15 protein-coding genes are annotated in these 18,109 nt (G+C 66.1%); 9 read left to right on the forward strand and 6 right to left on the reverse strand.

Annotated elements, in window-relative coordinates:
• The first annotated feature begins 117 nt into the window (after nt 1-117).
• Genes CQ050_RS10205 through CQ050_RS10235 form a run of 7 tightly spaced genes read left to right on the forward strand, consistent with a single transcriptional unit; the run spans nt 118 to nt 8,580 of the window.
• Nucleotides 118-1,737, forward strand: coding sequence for a methyl-accepting chemotaxis protein (locus tag CQ050_RS10205; RefSeq protein WP_105556711.1), 1,620 nt, complete (start codon nt 118-120; stop codon nt 1,735-1,737).
• A gap of 8 nt (nt 1,738-1,745) precedes the next feature.
• Complete coding sequence (locus CQ050_RS10210; protein WP_105556712.1) at nt 1,746-2,288, forward strand: chemotaxis protein CheW; 543 nt, start codon at nt 1,746-1,748, stop codon at nt 2,286-2,288.
• On the forward strand, nt 2,285-3,562 hold the full coding sequence (locus CQ050_RS10215) for a CheR family methyltransferase (protein ID WP_105556713.1): 1,278 nt from the start codon (nt 2,285-2,287) through the stop codon (nt 3,560-3,562). Before CQ050_RS10210 ends, CQ050_RS10215 begins: the two co-directional genes overlap by 4 nt.
• On the forward strand, nt 3,555-4,214 hold the full coding sequence (locus CQ050_RS10220; RefSeq protein WP_105556714.1) for a chemotaxis protein CheW: 660 nt from the start codon (nt 3,555-3,557) through the stop codon (nt 4,212-4,214). The genes CQ050_RS10215 and CQ050_RS10220 overlap by 8 nt, the downstream gene beginning before the upstream one ends.
• Entirely contained in the window at nt 4,211-6,511 is a 2,301-nt protein-coding gene (locus CQ050_RS10225) for a hybrid sensor histidine kinase/response regulator (RefSeq protein ID WP_105556715.1), read from the forward strand. Before CQ050_RS10220 ends, CQ050_RS10225 begins: the two co-directional genes overlap by 4 nt.
• On the forward strand, nt 6,508-7,518 hold the full coding sequence (locus CQ050_RS10230) for a chemotaxis response regulator protein-glutamate methylesterase (protein WP_105556716.1): 1,011 nt from the start codon (nt 6,508-6,510) through the stop codon (nt 7,516-7,518). The genes CQ050_RS10225 and CQ050_RS10230 overlap by 4 nt, the downstream gene beginning before the upstream one ends.
• 33 nt (nt 7,519-7,551) lie before the next feature.
• Entirely contained in the window at nt 7,552-8,580 is a 1,029-nt protein-coding gene (locus tag CQ050_RS10235; RefSeq protein ID WP_105556717.1) for a PleD family two-component system response regulator, read from the forward strand.
• An 86-nt stretch (nt 8,581-8,666) separates the two neighbouring features.
• On the opposite strand, the gene CQ050_RS10240 is transcribed toward CQ050_RS10235, so the two are convergent.
• Nucleotides 8,667-9,146 (reverse strand): Lrp/AsnC family transcriptional regulator, encoded by a 480-nt coding sequence (locus CQ050_RS10240; RefSeq protein ID WP_105556718.1) that lies wholly within the window; start codon nt 9,144-9,146, stop codon nt 8,667-8,669.
• 179 nt (nt 9,147-9,325) lie between these two features.
• On the opposite strand from CQ050_RS10240, the gene CQ050_RS10245 reads away from it, so the two are divergent.
• Nucleotides 9,326-10,609 (forward strand): cystathionine gamma-synthase family protein, encoded by a 1,284-nt coding sequence (locus CQ050_RS10245; protein ID WP_105556719.1) that lies wholly within the window; start codon nt 9,326-9,328, stop codon nt 10,607-10,609.
• Nucleotides 10,610-10,621: 12 nt separating this feature from the next.
• On the opposite strand, the gene CQ050_RS10250 is transcribed toward CQ050_RS10245, so the two are convergent.
• Nucleotides 10,622-12,142, reverse strand: coding sequence for an MFS transporter (locus CQ050_RS10250; protein WP_105556720.1), 1,521 nt, complete (start codon nt 12,140-12,142; stop codon nt 10,622-10,624).
• A gap of 139 nt (nt 12,143-12,281) precedes the next feature.
• On the opposite strand from CQ050_RS10250, the gene CQ050_RS10255 reads away from it, so the two are divergent.
• Nucleotides 12,282-13,166: a LysR family transcriptional regulator gene (locus CQ050_RS10255; protein WP_105556721.1), complete on the forward strand. Its 885-nt coding sequence runs from the start codon at nt 12,282-12,284 to the stop codon at nt 13,164-13,166.
• On the opposite strand, the gene CQ050_RS10260 is transcribed toward CQ050_RS10255, so the two are convergent.
• From CQ050_RS10260 to CQ050_RS10275, 4 genes are all read right to left on the reverse strand, one after another.
• Entirely contained in the window at nt 13,159-13,845 is a 687-nt protein-coding gene (locus CQ050_RS10260) for a GntR family transcriptional regulator (RefSeq protein ID WP_105556722.1), read from the reverse strand. The two genes, CQ050_RS10255 and CQ050_RS10260, sit on opposite strands and share 8 nt — an antisense overlap.
• A gap of 135 nt (nt 13,846-13,980) precedes the next feature.
• The gene (locus CQ050_RS10265) at nt 13,981-14,967 is read right to left on the reverse strand and encodes a tripartite tricarboxylate transporter substrate binding protein (protein ID WP_105556723.1); all 987 of its coding nucleotides are present in this window, start codon (nt 14,965-14,967) and stop codon (nt 13,981-13,983) included.
• Between the two features lie 55 nt (nt 14,968-15,022).
• Nucleotides 15,023-16,954 (reverse strand): acyl-CoA synthetase, encoded by a 1,932-nt coding sequence (locus tag CQ050_RS10270; protein WP_105556724.1) that lies wholly within the window; start codon nt 16,952-16,954, stop codon nt 15,023-15,025.
• A 17-nt stretch (nt 16,955-16,971) separates the two neighbouring features.
• A complete protein-coding gene (locus CQ050_RS10275; RefSeq protein WP_105556725.1) occupies nt 16,972-18,105 on the reverse strand; it encodes an acyl-CoA dehydrogenase family protein in 1,134 nt (377 codons plus the stop codon).
• Nucleotides 18,106-18,109: the final 4 nt, after the last annotated feature.

The following is an 18,109-nucleotide window of genomic DNA, read 5'->3' on the forward strand; positions in this document are numbered from 1 at the left end:
TAATTGGTGAACTTACCCACATTCCGTCATAGACGGGCGTGGACGCGCATCCAAATGATCGTTCAGGGGCGTCCTTTGGGGCGTTGACGCGTTGAACCAGCACAAAGGGCTCCCGGCATGAAGAATCTGACACTCCGCCAGCGCATCCTGGCCAGCTTCCTGGTCATTCTGGCCATCATGGCGTTGATGGTGGTGGTGGATTACCGGCGCTTGCTGCATGTCGAGGCGGAAGTCGCCATGATCAATACCGACGCGGTGCCGGGTATCTACTACAGCACCTCGATCCGGTCTTCATGGTTCGCGGGGTTCGTGGTGGTTCAGGACGCCTACAACTCGGACACCGATCAAGAACGGCGCACCGCGTTGGAAGCGTTGCCCAAGAACGACCAGCAATTGGAAGAGAACATCGCGTCGTACCGCCGCACGATCTCGCGCGAGGACGATCGCACGATGTTCGAAGATTTCGAAAAGGAATTGCTGGAGTACAAGCATATTCGTACCGAAATCCTGGCGGGGGCCGCGGCCGGCGATGTGGCCCGCACGCAGGCGCGCATCAAGTCCGAGCTTCGGCCGGCTTTCTACAAGGGCCGCGACATCCTGGCCAAGATGGTGGCCGAAAACAAGAAGCAGGCGGACGAGGCCGCGGTCAGCATCCAGAACGCCGTGCAAACGGCCGAGGCCGGCATGCTGATTTCGCTGGCGCTGGCGATCGCCGCCGCCATCGTGTGCGGTTTTCTGCTGATGCGGGCCATCGCCAATCCGATGCGCGATATCGTCTCGACGCTGGAGTCCACCGGCGGGGGCGACCTGACCCGCCGCCTGTCGCTCGCGCGCAAGGATGAATTCAACGCCATTGAAACGGGTTTCAACGGCATGGTCGACGAGTTGAAGGGACTGGTGGGCAAGACGCAGCGATCGGCCGTGCAAGTGGCCACCTCGGTCACTGAAATCGCGGCGACGTCCAAGCAGCAGCAGGCCACGGCCTCCGAGGTGGCGGCCACCACGACCGAGATCGGCGCGACCTCCCGCGAGATCTCGGCGACCTCGCGCGAACTGGTCCGCACCATGACCGAAGTGTCTGGCGCCGCCGAACAGACGGCTTCGCTGGCGGGCAGCGGCCAGGTCGGGCTGGCACGCATGGAAGACACCATGCGCAATGTGGTCGGCGCGGCGGGTTCGGTCAACGCCAAGCTGGCCATCCTGAACGAGAAGGCCAGCAATATCACGCAAGTGGTCACGACTATCACGAAAGTGGCGGACCAAACCAACCTGCTGTCGTTGAACGCGGCGATTGAAGCCGAGAAGGCGGGCGAGTATGGCCGCGGCTTCGTCGTGGTGGCGACCGAGATCCGCCGCCTGGCCGACCAGACCGCTGTCGCGACCTACGATATCGAGCAGATGGTGCGCGAGATCCAGTCGTCGGTGTCGGCGGGCGTGATGGGCATGGACAAGTTCTCTGAAGAAGTGCGCCGCGGCATGGCGGATATGCAGCAGGTGGGCGACCAGCTGTCGCAGATCATCCAGCAGGTGCAGACGCTGGCGCCGCGTGTGCAGATGGTCAACGAGGGCATGCAGGCGCAGGCGACCGGCGCCGAACAGATCAACCAGGCTTTGCAGCAACTGAGCGATGCCGCCCAGCAGACGGTGGAATCCCTGCGTCAGTCCAGCCTGGCCATCGAAGAATTGACGCTGGTCGCCAACGATCTGCGCAGTGGCGTGTCGCGCTTCAAGGTGTGAACCCCGCCATGGCAGCGCTTGCCCCTTCTTTATCCAAGCCGGACGCCGCGTTTGCGGCGGCCCGGCGGCTGTACCTGCTGTTTCGCATCGGCGAAGACCGCTATGCCCTGGATGCGGCGGATGTGGTCGAAGTGTTGGGCCTGCGCGCGTTCAAGCAGGTGCCGGGCACGCCGCCCTGGGTGGCCGGCATGCTTGACCGGCGAGGCGTGCCTGTGCCGGTGATCGACATGAGCGCGCTGGCCGGCCGCGCAAGCGCGGTCATGGTGACCAGCACGCGTCTGGCGCTGGTGCGTTTTCGTCCTGATGCCGGCGGAGAAGGCCGTTTGCTGGGCCTGATCCTGGAACATGCGACCGAGACGGTCCATTACGACCCGGCGGCGTTCCGGCCATATGGTCTGGACAACGCTGGCGCGCCCTACCTGGGGCCCGTGTTGAGTGACGCCGGCGGCTTGGTGCAGGCCGTCAATGTGGGCGACCTGTTGCCGGCCTCGGTCCGGGCGCTGCTGTTCCCGCCCGTCGGCAGCGGCCAGGGCGGCGAGGCGTCGCCATGACTCTGGTCGATGATTTCAGCGCCTTGCTCAAGCGCCAGATGGGGCTGGACAGCGGCTCCATCGGCAAGGCCGCGGTCGAACGCGCCGTGCGGCATCGCATGGGCGCCGTGAACGCGGCGGACGAACGCGATTACCTGATGCGGGTGCAGGCTTCGCCTGCCGAAATGCAGCAGTTGATCGAAGCCGTGATCGTGCCCGAAACCTGGTTTTTCCGGTATCCGGAATCGCTGGCCGCGATGGCGGCGTTGGCATGCGGACGTTTGTTTGCGGCGGACGTGGCCAACGACCAGGTGCTGCGAGTGCTGAGCGTGCCGTGTTCCAGTGGCGAAGAGCCGCATTCCATTGCCATGGCCTTGCTGGACGCCGGCGTCCCCGCCGCCCGCTTTCAGGTGGATGCCGTGGATATCAGCGAACGCATGGTCGAGTTCGCCCGGCGTGGCGTGTACGGCCGCAATTCCTTTCGGGGCGACGATCTGACGTATCGCGATCGCCATTTCACCGAGACCCCCGACGGTTATCAGCTGTCGGCGCTGGCGCGGGAACGGGTGCGCATCCAGCAGGGCAATCTGTTCGACCCCAATTTGCTGTTGGGCGCCGCGCCCTATGACTTCGTGTTTTGCCGCAATTTGCTGATCTACTTTGATGCGGCTACGCAGGAACGCGCGGTACAAGTGCTGCGGCGCTTCACACGCGGCGATGGCGTGCTTTTCGTGGGGCCCGCCGAGACCAGCTTGATGACGGCGCGCCGGCTGCCCGCCGTACCGATCGCGCGGTCGTTCGCCTTTTCGGCGCAAGCGATGCCGCCGCCCGCGGCGACCTATTCGCCGCCTAAGCCCATCGTGCACGCCTGGACGCCGCCACGGCGGCCGGTCGCGCAGCCGCCGGCAGCGCGCCTGCCGTTGCCGCACGCGGCCATTGCCCCGGCCTTCGCCACGCCCGAGCCCGCGCCCCCCACGGGCAGCGCCGCTGCGGCTTTGCGCAAGATCGAGGCGTTGGCCGACCAGGGGCGCGTGGGGGATGCGCTGGCCCAGTGTCGCGCACACCTTGAAGTTCATGGCGCCAGCGCCGATGCACTGCATCTGATGGGTCTGCTGCAGGACGCGGCGGGCGACGCGCGCGAGGCGCAGGCGGCCTACCGCAAGGCGTTGTACCTGGACCCGACACACCGCGAAGCGTTGCTGCATCTGGCCGCGCTGATTGCGTCGGCGGGCGACGTGGAAGGCGCCCGCCGCCTGCAAGCGCGCGCGGCGCGACAGGAGGCCCGACGTGAATGAGTCCATTGCGCTGCTGTCCGATGTGGACGACTGCTGGAACCGCATCGGGATCCGGGGCGACAAAAGTTGCGGGCAGCTGCCCGGGCATGTGCATTGCCGAAATTGTCCGGTCTACGCGGCAGCGGCCAAACGCATCCTGGACCGGCTGCCGCCCCAGACGGACGTGCAGGATCATGAACCGGAAGCCGTCCAGGGCACGCAGTTGTCGTCGCTGCTGGTGTTCCGCCTGGGCCGGGAGTGGCTGGGGCTGCCCACGCGGGCGCTGGACGAAGTGGCCGGCACGCGCCCCGTGCTGACGCTGCCGCATCGCCGTGATCCGGCCGTGATGGGGGTGACCAACGTGCGCGGCACGCTGACCGTCTGTGTTTCGCTGGCGCGCCTGTTGGGCCTTGACGCCGCGGTGGCGGACACGCGCGAACGGGCTGCGGCCCGCATGCTGATTTTCGGTGGCGCCGGTCGCGCGCTGGTGCTGCCGGTGGATGAAGTGGAAGGCATCCATGCCGTTGACCTCGAGGCGCTGGAACCATTGCCGGCAACCGTGGAGGGCGCAACCTTGAAGTATTCGCGCGGCTTGGCCCGCTGCGGTAGCCGCAGCGTGGGCGTATTGGACGAAAATCTCCTGATGCAAGCTCTGGAACGGAGTCTGGCGTGAATCCGGATGAGATGCGCGACGCGTCGCTGCTAGAGCTGTTCCAGCTCGAAACCCGCACGCAGGTGCAGGTGCTGAACAACGGTTTGCTTGCGCTGGAGCACGACCCGACATCGGCGGCTCATCTGGAAGCCTGCATGCGCGCGGCGCATTCGCTGAAGGGCGCGGCCCGCATCGTGGACCTGCACCCGGCGGTGCGCATCGCGCATGCCATGGAAGACTGCCTGGTGGCCGCCCAGGAAGGGCGCTTGCGCTTGCAGGCGACCGACATCGATGCCCTGCTGTTGGGCACGGACTTGCTGCAGCGCGTGGCCACGCCGGGCGTCGAACTGGGGGGCGAGATCGACGAACTGGTCGTCCGCCTGAGCAGCGCGCCCAACGCGCCGCCCGCCGTGCCGCCGCGTCCAGCGCGACCTTCTGATTTCCTGCCACCGATTCACCGGCCCGACGATCCGCCGCCTGTGCCGTCCACGCCGCAGCCTGCGGCGGTCAGGTCCGCCATGCCGCCGCAGGCGATGGTGCGCCGGAGTTCGGACCAAGGCATATCCGAAGGCGAGCGCGTTTTGCGGGTGACTGCGGACACGCTGAATAAGCTGTTGGGCCTGTCCAGCGAAACCCTGGTGGAGTCGCACTGGATTGGCCCCTTCGGCGCGTCGATGCTGCGTCTGCGGCGCATGCAGTCCGGCGCGGCGCAAGCGCTTGACGGGGTGCGCGCGGCGTTGGCCGGCCAACAGGTGGACGCGCGCGTCCAGGCCGCGCTGGACGACGCCCAACGCATTGTCGCGGAGTGCCAGCAAGAGCTTGTGCAGCGCACGAACGAGGTCGATGAGTTTGGATGGCGCATGAGCCATCTGGCGAAGCGTCTGTACGACACGGCGCTGGCTTGCCGCATGCGGCCTTTCGGCGACGGGCTGGCCGGCATGGCTCGCATGGTCCGGGACCTGGGCCGTTCGCTGGGCAAGCAGGTGCGGCTGGAAATCGAAGGCGACGCGACGCAGGTGGACCGGGACATCCTGGAAAAACTGGATGCGCCCCTGATGCATCTGCTGCGCAATGCCGTGGACCACGGCATTGAAATGCCGATGGACCGCATGGATGCCGGCAAGTCGCCGGAAGGTTTGATCAAGCTGTCGGCGCGCCATGCGGCCGGCATGCTGCTGATAGAACTGAGCGATGACGGGGCGGGCATTTCGCTGGATCGCCTGCGCGTCGAAGTCGTGCAGCGCAAGCTGACGAACGCCGAAACCGCGGCCCGGCTGAGCGAGGCCGAACTGCTGGAGTTCCTGTTCCTGTCAGGCTTCAGCACGCGCGGCGAAGTCACCGAAATCTCGGGCCGCGGCGTGGGCCTGGACGTGGTGCAAACCATGGTGAGGCAGTTGCGCGGCGCCGTGCGCATTCATCAGACGTCCGGGCAGGGCACGCGTTTCGTGCTGGAAATGCCTTTGTCGCTGTCGGTGGTGCGCAGTTTGCTGGTCGAGGTGCAGGGCGATATCTACGCGTTTCCGCTTGCCTATGTCAGCCATGCTTTGCAGGTTCGCTCGGAAGACATCGAGCAACTGGAAGGCCACCAGCATTTCCGTTTCATGGACAGGCAGATCGGCCTGGTGTCGGCACGCCAGATTCTGCGCGCCGGCGAGCCGGCGCCGTCGGCGGAATCGGTGGCCGTCGTGGTCGTGGGCGACCACGACAAGCTTTACGGGATCACCGTGGACCGCTACGTCGGCGAGCGCACCCTGGTGGTGCAGCCGCTGGACTCGCGCCTGGGCAAGGTGCAGGATGTGATGGCCGGCGCCCTGATGGACGACGGCACGCCGCTATTGATCCTGGACGTCGAAGACATGCTGATGTCGGTCCAGAAGCTGATCGAAGGCGGACGCCTGACGCGCGTGGACGGCGGGGGGGCGGTCATTGAGGCGCGCCGCCGCAAGCGTGTGTTGGTGGTGGACGATTCCCTGACGGTGCGCGAGCTGGAACGAAAACTGCTGTTGAACCGCGGGTTCGAAGTGGCGGTGGCGGTGGACGGCATGGATGGCTGGAACATGCTGCGCGGCGAAGATTTCGACCTGGTCGTGACCGACGTCGACATGCCTCGCATGGACGGCATCGAACTGGTTTCCCGGATCAAGGCGGACCCCAGATTGCAAAGCCTGCCGGTGATGGTGGTGTCGTACAAGGACCGTGAAGAAGACCGGCGGCGCGGCCTGGATGCCGGCGCCGACTACTACCTGGCCAAGGGCAGCTTCCATGACGATGCGCTGCTTGATGCCGTCGAAGACTTGATCGGAAAGGCACTCACGTGAGAATCGGGATCGTCAACGACCTTCAAATGGCGGTCGAGATCATGCGGCGCGCGATTGCGCTGGAGCCAGGGCTGGAAATCGCCTGGGTGGCGTCCGACGGCGAACAGGCCGTGGCGCTGTGCGCCCGGGATCGGCCCGACGTGGTGCTGATGGATTTGATCATGCCCGTCATGGACGGGGTCGAGGCCACGCGCCGCATCATGGCGGAGTCACCGTGCGCCATCGTCGTCGTGACGGCCGATGTGGCCCGGCATACGGCGCGCGTATTCGACGCGATGGGGCATGGCGCGCTGGACGCGGTGGATACACCGGTGGTGGGCGATGCCGACATGCGCACCGCTGCGGCGCCGCTGTTGCGCAAGATCCGCAATATCGGCTGGTTGATCGGCCGCTACGGCAATCGTCCGGCGTTGAGCCCCGTGGATACGCTGACGCCCCGGCCCACCTCGCAGCGTTTGCTGGTGATTGGCGCCTCGGCGGGCGGCCCGGCGACGCTGGCGCAGTTGCTGCGCGACCTACCGCTGGATTTCCCTGCCGGGATCGTGCTGGTACAGCATGTGGACGCCTCGTTCGCGGCGGGTATGGCGGATTGGCTGAATGATCAGGTACTGTTGCCGGTACGGCTGGTGCGCGAAGGCGAACGGCCGCTGCCCGGGCAGATACTGCTGGCGGGCACCGATGACCATCTGCATTTGCTGGCTGATGGCACGCTGCGCTACACCGAAGAGCCGAAGGAAAGCCTGTACCGGCCATCCATCGACGTGTTTTTTCACAGCGTGGCGCAACATTGGCGCGGTACCGCGGTGGGCGTGTTGCTCACCGGCATGGGGCAGGATGGGGCGCGCGGCTTGAAGGCCATGCGCGAACGCGGATGCCTCACCATCGCGCAAGACCAGGCCACCAGCGCCGTGTACGGCATGCCCAAAGCGGCCGCCGCCATGCAGGCGGCCGTGGAAATCAGACCATTGAATCAGATCGCTCCCCGCTTGGTCCAGGCGTTTGCCTGAGCGGGCTGACATTGGCAGACATCAAGGATCACTATGCACCCTCCCATTGACAGCTCGGCTTCCGCGGACCTGAATTCGCATGCGGCCATGGTGCTGCTCGTCGACGACCAGGTGATGGTTGGCGAAGCGATCAGGCGAGCGCTGGCCACGGAGGGCAATATTGACTTTCACTATTGCTCAGACCCCTACAAGGCGCTTACGGTGGCGATCCAGACGCGGCCCACCGTCATCCTGCAAGATCTGGTGCTGCCGGGCGTGGACGGCTTGAGCCTGGTGCAGGAGTACCGCGCCCACCCCGTCACGCGCGACATCCCGATCATCGTGCTGTCCACCAAGGAAGATCCGGCGATCAAGAGCGCGGCCTTCGCGGCGGGCGCCAATGACTATCTGGTGAAGCTGCCCGATTCCATCGAACTGGTGGCGCGCATTCGCTACCACTCACGGTCGTATCTGGCGCTGGTGCAGCGTGACGAGGCTTATCAGGCCTTGCGCCAGAGCCAGCAGCAGTTGCTGGAAAGCAATATGGAATTGCGCCGCCTGACAAACTCCGACGGTTTGACCGGTCTGGGCAACCGCCGCTATTTCGACGAATACCTGAACGCGGAATGGCAGCGCGCGCGTCGCGACGGCCGCGAGATCAGCATGTTGATGATCGACGTGGACCACTTCAAGTCCTACAACGATACCTACGGCCACATCGCGGGCGACGAAGCACTCAAGCGTGTGGCCAACACCATTTTCGCCAGCTGCGACCGGTCTACCGACCTGGCGGCGCGATTCGGCGGGGAAGAGTTCGCGCTGGTGCTGCCGGGCACGCCGGCCGGCAGCGCAAGGCTGGCCGCCGAGAAGCTGCGCCGCGCCGTCGAAGCCATGCAGATTCCGCAGAAGGACACGGGCTCTGGGTGCTGGCTGACGGTCAGCATTGGCACCGCCACGGCCGTGCCGGCGGGGGAGCAGCCGTGCACCGACCTGATCCTGGTGGCCGACCGGGGGCTGTACCAGGCCAAGCGCCAGGGGCGCAATCGCGTCGTGCCGGGCCAGATGCCGTCCGCGACGGAGTAGGCCGGCGGCCGGCAGTGGGCCGGCAGGGGCGGCGTCCCGATGCGCCGCCCGACCTGTTGCCGCGCTCGGCGCCAAACCGGCGAGATCTACAGATGCAGTTTGGTCGACGACTTCACTTCATGCATCGACAGCGTGCTTAGCAGTTCCTTCACGCCGGGCAGCGTCCGCAGGCGGTTGCGCACGAACTCGGAATAGGCATCGAAGTCGCGCGCCACGATGTGCAGCAGGTAGTCGTGCTGCCCGGTCGTGTTATGGCAGGCCAGCACCTCAGGCATGGCGGCAACAGAGGCCTCGAACGCGTGGCACAGTTTTTCCGTGTGGTTTTCCAGCGAAATGCTGACGAACGCCACCACCCCCATCCCCAGCGCGCGACGGTCAAGAATGGCCTGGTATCCGCGAATGACGCCCGACGTTTCCAGCCGCTTCAACCGTTTCCAACAAGGCGATGCCGACAGCGAGACGCGCTCGGCCAGTTCCGCATTGCTGACGCGACCATCTTCTTGAAGGATTTTCATGATTTTCCAATCGATCGCGTCAAGTTGATGTAACAAAGCAGTGTCTTTCATGGATAGGCTATAGCGGGAAACAATATTTCCCATTATCGCAGTCCTGTGATTGAAATGAAAAGAATATTGGCCCGGCCTGCGCCCATACTCCAAGACATCCCGCGGCGGCCGGCGCTATCGTCTTCGAATGCGAAACGCGCCTGCCCGGTCGGCCGGTACTCCAGAGCAAGAGGCACCCCATGACCTATTCGACCTATCACAAGAAAGAATTTTTCGGCCGTCCCCTCCATGCCGAGACGCAGATGATGTCGTACGGCTACGACCCCTTTCTGTCGGAAGGGGCGGTCAAGCCGCCCGTGTTCCTGACGTCCACCTTCGCGTTCCGCTCGGCCGAGGACGGCGCGGCGTTCTTCGATCTGGTATCCGGGCGCAAACCGTTGCCGCAGGGCGAATCGGCCGGGCTGGTGTACAGCAGGTTCAACCATCCCAACCTGGAAATCGTGGAAGACCGACTGGCCTTGCTGGACGGATCCGAGGACGCGGCGGTGACCTCGAGCGGCATGGCCGCGATCAGCGCGGTGCTGATGGCTTTCCTGCGCCCCGGCGATCAACTGGTGCAGTCGCTGCCGTTGTATGGCGGCACCGAAACCTTGATCGCGAAGATCTTTCCGGAATGGGGCATTGGGTCGCATCCGATCCACGACGGCTTGTCGCCCAAGCACATGCGCGCCGCGCTGGAAGCCGCCGCGGCCAAGGGGCCGGTGCGTGTGTTCTATGTCGAGACGCCCGCCAACCCCACCAACACCCTGATCGACTTCGAGGCCATGAAGAACGAGCTGGACGCGTTTGAAACGCGCCATGGCTACCGGCCGATCTCGGTGTGCGACAACACGCTGCTGGGCCCCATCTTCCAGAAGCCCGCCGAGCACGGCGTGGACCTTTGCGTCTATTCGCTGACGAAGTACGTGGGCGGTCATAGCGACCTGGTCGCGGGCGCCGTGACGGGCACCAAGGTACTGATCAAGAAGGTGCGCGCGATTCGCAGCGCGTTCGGCTCGCAACTGGATCCGCATTCGTGCTGGATGATCACGCGGTCGATGGAGACCTTGGTGCTGCGCATGAAGCAGGCGGCGCGCACGGCCACCAAGGTGGCGCAGTGGCTGGCGGGCAACCCGTATGAAAAAGTGCGCATCTTTCACCCGGAGGTGATGGCGGACCGTGCGTATCAAGAGGTCTACAAGCGTCAATGCACGGGGCCGGGGTCGACGTTCGCCTTCGTGCTGGACGGCGGGCGCGAGCGCGCTTTCCGCTTTATCAATGCGCTGCACCTGTTCAAGTCGGCGGTCAGCCTGGGCGGCACCGAATCGCTGGTCTGCCATCCGGCGTCGACCACGCATTCCGGCGTGCCGGCGGCCGAGCGCGACGCGGCAGGGGTGTCGGAAGGGCTGATTCGCGTCTCGATCGGGCTGGAGCACGAAGAAGACCTGATCGCCGACATGGACAACGCCTTCCGCAAGCGCTGACCCGCCGGTACGCTACGCGGCTTGCGCGGGCCGGCGCGTGCGGTTCAGCAGCACGAAGGCGGCGGTCGCCAGCAGCATCACCGTGGCGGTCGCGATCACCGCCGCGTAGCCGGTATCAAACGCCGACTTGGCGACTTGCGTCAGCGTCACCGCCAGATCCGCCGGCAGGCCCTCTGCCACCATCAGGGCATCGTCCAGGCTGTCGCGCACCGTCGCGGCCTGGGTGACGCCCGCCGGCACGTCCAGCGCCTGCGCATAGACGCCGGTCAGGATCGACCCCATCAACGTCACGCCTAGCGCGCCGCCCAGTTCGTATGAGACCTCTTCGATCGAGGCGGCCATGCCTGCGCGTTCCGGTGTGGCGCTTTGCATGATGGAACTGGACGCGGCCGTCATGGTGGCGCCAATGCCCAGACCCAGCACGGTCAGGCTGGCCATTTGCGCCGCGAACGAGCCGTCATAGCTCAACAGGTAGCCGCCCATGCCGGCGCCCGAGACGGTCAGCGCCAGGGACATCAGGCGGGGGCCACGTACGTAGGCAAGCAGCCAGCCGGCCAGCGGACCCGCCACGAACGCGGCCAAGGGCAGGGGCAGAATGTAAAGCGCGGCCTGGATCGGCGACATACCCAGCACCAGTTGCAGGCGTTGGCTGAACACCAGTTCCATGCCGAACAGGGCGGCGCCCGCGAACAGCGCGGCGGCGACGCCCGAGCTGAATGTGGCGTTGCGGAAAATGGCGAAGTCGATCAGCGGGTACGGGCGGCGGCGCTGGCGGCGCACGAACACGGTCAGCATGACGACGCCTGCCGCGCACGCCACGCCGGCGTGCAGCCAGGACGTTTCGGCCTTGCCCAGTTCTTTCAGCGCATAGGCGCACAGGATCAGTCCGGCCATGATTTGCAGTGAACCCGCCAGGTCCCAGGGGCGGGCGGCGTCGGGCCGGCTGGCGGGGATGCAACGCCAGGCCAGCGGCAGCGCCAGCAGCACAATGGGCACGTTGATCAGAAACACCGACCCCCACCAGAAATGCTCCAGCAACACGCCGCCCACGACGGGGCCCAGCGCCGCGCCGCCCGAGGCGACCGAGGCCCAGATGCCGATGGCGACAGCGCGTTCGCGTTCGTTGGCGAAGGTCAGGCGGATGATGGACAGCGTGGCCGGCATCATCATGGCGGCGCCCACCGCCAGCAACACGCGCGCCGCGATCAACGCGGCGGCGGCGGTCGAGTAGGCGGCGGCAAGGGAGGCCACGCCGAACACGGCCAGGCCCATCATGAACAGGCGCTTGTGTCCCAGGCGGTCGCCCAGCGTGCCCATGCCCAGCAGCAACCCGGACACGACCAGCGCGTAGACATTCACGATCCACAATTTGGCCGACGCGCCGACACCCAGATCATGCGTGAGCCGCGGCAAGGCGGTGTACAGCACCGTCATGTCCACCACGATCAACAGCAAGGCGATCGACACGATGGCCAGCACCAGCCAACGGCGGGGATTGGCTGTGGCGACAGCGTTCGAATGCATCCGCTGCATGGTTCTACTCCTGTGAGGCAACTGAAAACGGGGGCCGCCAGGTGGCTGCGCCGATTTTCGAGGTAGGCATTATCCATCTGTATATTTGCCAAAAAAAGTTTGATTCCATCTATAAAATTGATGGAAACAAGGAGACGCCATGCAATGGACCCTGGATCAACTCCGCCACTTTGTCGAGGCAGCCGACGCCGGCTCGTTTTCGGCCGCGGCGCGCGCGCTGGGTCGCGCGCAGTCCGCCGTCAGTACGTCGCTCGGTTTGCTGGAAGCGGATCTGGGCGTGGAACTGTTCGACCGGTCGCGCCGCAACGCCGCGCTGACCCCCGTGGGCGAAGTGATGCTGCAAGAGGCCCGCGAACTGTTGCGCCAGGCGGGCGGCCTGAATCAGCGCGCGCTGTCGTTCGCCGCGGGCCAGGGCGCGCGCCTGTCCATCGCGCTGGACGAGGCTCTGCCGTCCCAGGTGTTGGGCGCGCTGGTGCTTGAGCTGGCGGCGCGCTTTCCGGCGCTGGAACTGACGCAGTTGAATGGCACGGCGACCGAAGTGGCCGACTACGTGCTGCAGGGCCGCGCCAGCATCGCTTTCCACTTTGACCGCGGCGACCCCGGCAGCGCCTTTGCGCACCGTTATCTGGGCAATGTGGAGCAGGCCGTTTTCGTGGCGTCGGGGCATCCGCTGGCGGCGCTGGCCGAGGTGACGCGCAGCGATCTGGCGCGTTACCGGCAATTGGTCATGCAGATGGAAGGGGTGGACGACGTGGTATTGAGCCCGGCCGTGTGGCGCACCGACAGCTTCTATAGCATCGCGGGCATGGTGGCGGACGGCCTGGGGTGGGCGATCCTGCCCTTGAACATCGCGGAATACGAGAGCTTTCGCACGACGTTGGCACGCGTGCCCTGCACCGGCCTGTCGCTGCCGATGCTGTCGGTGCGGACGCTATGGCTGCAAGGCGCGTCGCTAAGCACGACGCAAACGTGGTTGCAGCAGCGCATGGGCCAACTGCTGGGGGAACCTGGCGCGGCTAGCTGAGCAGGGCGGTGACGAGGTCGCTGCCGGCCTGGCCCTCGTCCGTGAAGTTCAGCGCCGTCTGGACGTGTTCCAGGTGCTCGTCCATCAGCGCGCAGGCGCGTTCGGTGTCGCCCGCGCGGGCGGCCTCGATGAAGGCATGATGCTCTTGCGACGAGCAACTGGCGTCGTGCGAGCTTTGATACAGCACCGTGATCACGGCGCTGCGCGCGGACAGTTCGCGCAGCATGCCCGTCAACACGGAATTGCCGACGGTTTCCGCCAGCAGGATATGGAAATGGCCCAGCAGATGATTGCGCTTTTGCACATCTCCGCTTTCCAGGGCGCGGCGTTCTTCGGCCAGGTGGGCGTCGATGCGGCGGTAGTCGGCGGCGGTGGCGGTGGCCACGAATTGCCGGGCCAAGGCGGCTTCAAGGATGCGGCGCACGGCGTAGACCTCGCGGGCCTCGTTGGCGTCCGGCTTGCTGACGAAGGCGCCCTTGTCGGGCACGATATTGATCAGCTTGTCTTTGGACAGCATCAGCAGCGCCGCGCGGATCTTGGTGCGGCTGACCTTGTAGACCCGTGCCAGCGCCTCTTCGCGCAGCCGGGTGCCGGGCGGAAGCTTGTGCGCCACGATGGCGGCGGCTACTTCGCGGGCGATATCGTCGGCGCTGGGATCTAGCTGGACTTCCTGGGTCATAGGGCGCGGCAGCGGCTGCCGGGGGGGAAAACGATCGGGCCCCCAGTCTATCAAAAAGCCGAACAGGAACGGCAGACATTTTTTGAATACAAAAATGCCATACCGTCCTGCGCGCCGCCGGTCACGCCCCGCGCCTCAGTTCTTGGCCATCAGCCCCAGGTATTCGATCAGGTCCTTTTCCTTGATGTAGGTGGCCTGGGCCCAGTCTTTGTAGTCCTGGCTATTGCGATAGGCGGGCTGCTGGTTCAGCTGTTTCATGACCTCGACGCTGGCGGGGTCGAACAGGGCCTTCTTGAACGCGTCGTGCAGCGTCTTCACCACCGCCGGGTCCATGCCCTTGGGGCCTGCCAGGCCGTAGGGCGAGGTGGACACGACTTTGTAGCCCAGCTCTTTCGCGGTGGGTACGTCGGGCCAGCGGGTGGTGCGCTTTTCGCCGAAGGTCACCAGCAGCCGCATTTTGCCGGCATCCACGAACTGGTCCCAGCCCGTGGCGTCGCTTTGCGCCATGACGTGGCCGCCCAGCAGCGCCTGCTGCATGTCGGCATTGCCCTTGAAGGGCACATGGTTCAGCTTGACCTTGGCATTGATGGCGATTTCTTCGATGAGCAGATGCGGCGACGAGCCGATGCCGGTGGAGCCGTAATCGATCTTGCCGGGGTTCTGGCGCGCGGCCTCGATATATTCGTTGAATGTCTTGTAGGGCGAGTCCGAACGCACCGTGAAGCCGAAGGTGTAGCCCGACAGGCCGATGATGAAGCTGAAGTCGTTGATAGGGTCCCAGCTGCTCTTCTGCATATAAGGCATGCGCAGCATCGCCAGCGTGTACAGGCTGATCGTGTAGCCGTCCGGTTTGGCGGTGCGGGCCATCGTGGCGGTGCCCAGTGTGCCGCCGGCGCCGGGGCGGTTTTCCACGATGACAGGCTGCCCCAGGTATTTCGAGGCGTCCTGGGCCACGATGCGCAGGTGGCGGTCGGTGGAGCCGCCGGCCGGGAACGGCACGATCAGCGTGATGGGCTTGCTGGGAAACGCGGATTCCGCGCCGGCGGCAAGCGGCAGCGCGGCGCCGGCGGCGGCGAACAGCAGGGCGCCCAGGCAGGCGCGTCGCAGAGGCTTCTTGAGCATGGGGTTGTCTCCAGTGATGTTGTTATGGCTTGTGGTGGCGTGGGACGGCGTCGGCTCAGTCGCGCAAGGCGATTTTCACCGGTAGCCGCGCCAGGGCGTCGCGCAGCTGCTCCTTCAGCGGCGCGGGCGTGCCGGGCGCCGCTTCGACGGCGACGTCCGGTTGCGCATCGGCCAGCACGCGGAAGATCTTGCTGTCTTCCGTCAGGCCAGCCGCTTGCAAGGTGCGCGCCACCACGGCCTCTACCGATACGGCGGTGGCCAGGCGGCGCAAATCGGGTTTGTATATTTTGCCCACGTTGGTCATGGGCATGGCGTCCAGCACGATGACGCGCTTGGGCCGTGCCGGCCCCTCGTCCACATGCGCGGCGGCGTAGGCGACCAGCTCGGCTTCGGTCGCCTGGGCGCCCTCGGCGAGGGTCACGAAGGCCACGGGCAATTCGCCCGCATAGGCGTCCGGCGCCCCGACGGCGGCGCACAGTTGCACGGCCGGGTGCGTGGCCAGCGCATCTTCGATGGTCTTGGGGTCGATGTTGTGGCCGCCACGGATGATCAGGTCCTTGGCGCGGCCCTGCAGATGCAGCCGGCCCTGGTCGTCCATGAAACCCACGTCGCCGCTGATCAGCCAGCCGTCTTCGGTGAAGGCCCGCGCCGTGTCTTCGGCGTCGAGGAAGCCGGGGATCACGTTAGGCGCCTTGAACAGCACCATGCCCGCCACGCCCGTGGGCAGGTCGCGCGCCGCCTGGCCCGACGGAACGTCCAGGCCCACGATCCGTACTTGCACATAGGGCAGCGGGAACCCCACGCAGTTCACGGGAAATTCCGAACCCGGGGGCGTGATGGACGAAATGCCGGCCATTTCGGTCATGCCCAGGCTTTCGTTCACATGCAGCCCGAACAGGCGCTTGAAACGCGCGGCAAGCTCGGCGGGCAGTGGCGCCGCGCCGGTGCGGCAATAGCGCAGCGACGAGATGTCGGCGCCGTCCAGCGGCACTTCCGCCAACGCGGCCAGAATGGTCGGCACGCCTTGCAGCGACGTGGCGCGGTGCTTTTCCACCAGCCGCCAGTAATTGCGCAGCACGTCGCGGTTGCGCAGCAGCATCGTGGTCGGAATGACGGTTTCCACGCCCGCCGACAGAGCGGCCAGCGAGGCGGGCAGCACCCCCGCCACGTGAAACAGCGGGTAGCCGTTGATGACCACATCGCCTGGTCCGGCGTTCTGCAGCTGCACGGCGGCCCAGGCCGTGAAGACCTGGTTGGCGTGGGTATGGATGGCAAGCTTGGGGGCGCCGGTGGTGCCGCCCGTGTGGAAGTACGCCGCGACGTCGCTGGCGCGGATCACGCGTTCGCTCACCAGGCGGTCGGCGGGCTGCGCCGAGCGATTGGCGTTGAAGTCCAGGGCATGGTCGGGCAGGGTGGGGCGGGCTGAAACCGGCTCGTCCAGCGGCGCCACGCGCAGCAGCGTCTGCAGCGTGGGGACGCGTTCGCGCAGCCGCAGGGCCTTGGACCACGTGCCGCATTCGGCGTCGGAGCCGTAGGCGATCAGCACTTTGGCGCGCGCCGTCGTCATCAGGGACGCCAGTTTGTCTTCCGTCAGTAGCGGATTCAGCGGCTGAACGATGCCGGCGGCCTCGCCACCCCACAATGCCAGATGGTATTCCAGGCAGCCGGGCAGCATCACGCCGACCGTATCGCCCGCGCGCACACCCAGGTCATGCAGCAGGTTGGCGGTCTGGTGGATACCGGCCAGCAATTGCCGATAGCTCCAGCGCACGGCCTCGTCGTCGGGATCGGCCGTGCGAAGGAACGTCAGCGCGGTCTTGTCGCCGAAGGCCGCGGCCGAATTGCGGAAGATCTCGTAGGTGCTTTGCACCGTCAGGGTTTCAGCCAGCGGCCGCGCTTGCAGCCGTTGGACGTCGGCGGCGCTGCGCACGAGGAAGGGCGCCGCGAAGGGGCGCGACAAGGGCGGGGCGGTTGGGGCCTGCGTCATGTCCTGGCGTCCTCGATTCAAGCCTGTCCCAGCGCGATATAACGGCGCAGGTGGTGGTCCTCGTCGCCCAATTGATGGTCGATCATCACCAGGCGCTTGGCGTAGTGCGCCAGCGGCAGTTCCCAGGTCATGCCGATGCCGCCATGCAATTGGATGCTCTCTTCGGCCACCAGCGTGCCGATGCGGCCGATGGTGTACTTGGCGGCCGACAACGCGCGTTCGCGGGTGACGCGGTCGGCGTGGTCGAGCGCGGCGGCCGCATTGATCACGGCGGAGCGCGCCTGTTCGATTTCCAGCAGCACGTCCGCCATGCGGTGCTGTAGCGCCTGGAAGCTGCCGATGGGCGTGCCGAACTGGCGGCGCGTGCGCAGGTATTCCAGGGTGGCGTCGCGGGCGCATTCCATGGCGCCCACGGCTTCCGCGCATAGGGCCAGGATGCCTCGTCCCGTGGCGCGTTCCAGTAACGCATGGCCCGCGCCGGTTTCGCCCAGCAGCGCCTCGGGGGCGAGCCGAACGTTGTCCAGGGCGACTTCAGCGGCGCGTCCTCCGTCGATCAGGCCGTAGCCGCGCACGGTAAGGCCGGGGGTGCCGGCGCTGACCAGGAACAGGCTGATGCCGGCGGCGTCGTCTTCCGCGCCCGCCGTGCGGGCGGACACCAGGAACAGGTTCGCGTGCTCGCCCGCGGTCACGACCGCTTTGGCGCCATTGAGCACCCAGCCGTCGCCTGCGCGTTCGGCGCGGGTGTCCACGTGGGCCAGCTCATAGCCGGATTCCGGTTCGGCGTGGGCCAGCGCGGCAGTGATGGCGCCCGCGATCAGGCCGTCCAGCGCCTCGCGTTGTGCCGGCGTGCCGACCGCGGCGATGGCGCTGCCCACCATCAGCGCGTCCAGGAAGGGCTCCACGACCAATCCGCGGCCCAGCGCTTCAAAGACCACCGAGATATCGAAACCCGCCCCGCCCAGGCCGCCGTCGGCTTCGGCGAACAATGCGCCGATGGCGCCCAGTTCGGCGTAACGGCGCCAGAAATCCATGCTGTATCCCTGCGGCGATTGTGCGTGCCGTTCGCGGGTGGCGAAGTCGTATTGCTCGGTGACAAAGCGGCGTAGCATGTCGGAAAGCATGCGCCGGTCTTCGGTGTGTTCAAAGTTCATGGCC

Origin of the sequence: Achromobacter sp. MYb9 (assembly GCF_002975275.1) — a bacterium.
GTDB lineage: Bacteria > Pseudomonadota > Gammaproteobacteria > Burkholderiales > Burkholderiaceae_B > Achromobacter.

What these genes read in the sequence shown, in the direction of transcription:
- CQ050_RS10235 (WP_105556717.1), top strand. Translation starts at nt 7,552, where the DNA reads ATGCACCCTCCCATTGACAGCTCGGCTTCCGCGGACCTGAATTCGCAT.
- CQ050_RS10265 (WP_105556723.1), bottom strand. Translation starts at nt 14,967, where the DNA reads ATGCTCAAGAAGCCTCTGCGACGCGCCTGCCTGGGCGCCCTGCTGTTC.
- CQ050_RS10205 (WP_105556711.1), top strand. Translation starts at nt 118, where the DNA reads ATGAAGAATCTGACACTCCGCCAGCGCATCCTGGCCAGCTTCCTGGTC.
- CQ050_RS10215 (WP_105556713.1), top strand. Translation starts at nt 2,285, where the DNA reads ATGACTCTGGTCGATGATTTCAGCGCCTTGCTCAAGCGCCAGATGGGG.
- CQ050_RS10275 (WP_105556725.1), bottom strand. Translation starts at nt 18,105, where the DNA reads ATGAACTTTGAACACACCGAAGACCGGCGCATGCTTTCCGACATGCTA.
- CQ050_RS10270 (WP_105556724.1), bottom strand. Translation starts at nt 16,954, where the DNA reads ATGACGCAGGCCCCAACCGCCCCGCCCTTGTCGCGCCCCTTCGCGGCG.
- CQ050_RS10260 (WP_105556722.1), bottom strand. Translation starts at nt 13,845, where the DNA reads ATGACCCAGGAAGTCCAGCTAGATCCCAGCGCCGACGATATCGCCCGC.
- CQ050_RS10240 (WP_105556718.1), bottom strand. Translation starts at nt 9,146, where the DNA reads ATGAAAGACACTGCTTTGTTACATCAACTTGACGCGATCGATTGGAAA.
- CQ050_RS10245 (WP_105556719.1), top strand. Translation starts at nt 9,326, where the DNA reads ATGACCTATTCGACCTATCACAAGAAAGAATTTTTCGGCCGTCCCCTC.
- CQ050_RS10210 (WP_105556712.1), top strand. Translation starts at nt 1,746, where the DNA reads ATGGCAGCGCTTGCCCCTTCTTTATCCAAGCCGGACGCCGCGTTTGCG.
- CQ050_RS10255 (WP_105556721.1), top strand. Translation starts at nt 12,282, where the DNA reads ATGCAATGGACCCTGGATCAACTCCGCCACTTTGTCGAGGCAGCCGAC.
- CQ050_RS10250 (WP_105556720.1), bottom strand. Translation starts at nt 12,142, where the DNA reads ATGCAGCGGATGCATTCGAACGCTGTCGCCACAGCCAATCCCCGCCGT.